Annotated in this window: 1 protein-coding gene; it reads right to left on the bottom strand. The window is 75.5% G+C overall.

Features of this window, described 5'->3' with window-relative positions; all coding sequences use genetic code 11:
* The coding region (locus AC2W7J_RS18585; protein ID WP_485984280.1) for a GAF domain-containing protein at positions 1 to 671 on the bottom strand (671 nt) is incomplete at its 3' end.
* Between the last annotated feature and the right edge of the window lie 61 nt (positions 672 to 732).

Below are 732 nucleotides of genomic sequence, written 5' to 3'. Positions count from 1 at the left end.
GCAGGAGCCAGCCGCCGGGCAACGGCTCGACGACGACGTCGCCGAGCCCGGCGAGGTGGACGACGCCGGGCTGGAGGTCGTCGGGGAAGGGCGACCCGCCGCTGGGTCAGCAGGCCGGAGGTCGCGGCGACGTGCCCGGCGCGGTCGACGACGGCGGCAGGGCTGCTGACGCGGGTGAGGACGTGGCCCGACCCGGTGCGCAGCTCCTCGAGGGAGCGGCGGTGCCGCTCGAGCAGCTCCATCGAGGCGAGCCGGGAGGCCATGGCCGCGGTCGCGAGCACGCTCGGGTGCATCGCCGTGCGCGGACCGCTGATGTCGACGACCCCGACGACCTCGTCGGTCCACGGGTCGCGCAGCGGAGCGGCGGAGCACCCCCACCGGGCGTGTGACTCGACGAAGTGCTCCGAGCCCTGGATGTGCACCGGTTCGCCGAGGACGAGGGCGGTGCCGATGGCATTGGTCCCGACATTGCCCTCGGTCCACTCGGAGCCGGGGACGAAGCCGAGGTCGTCGGCGAAGCGGCGCACCCCGGGGCGGCCCATCCGCCACAGCACGTGCCCGTCGGCGTCGGTGACGACGACGAGGTGGCCGCCGTCGACGACCGACTGGAGGTAGGGGGTGAGCTCGGAGGTGATGCGGTCGAGCCCGTGGTGGGTGCGGCGGCGCTGCACCTCGGCCTCGTCGAGGGGCGCGATGCGGGGCCGTCCGCCGGGTCGACCCCGCGGCGCTCAC

The organism is Janibacter sp. CFPM2_SD2 (genome assembly GCF_057364645.1).
Note: the sequence above shows the minus strand (reverse complement) of the source record. Positions and strands in the feature narration are given on the sequence as shown.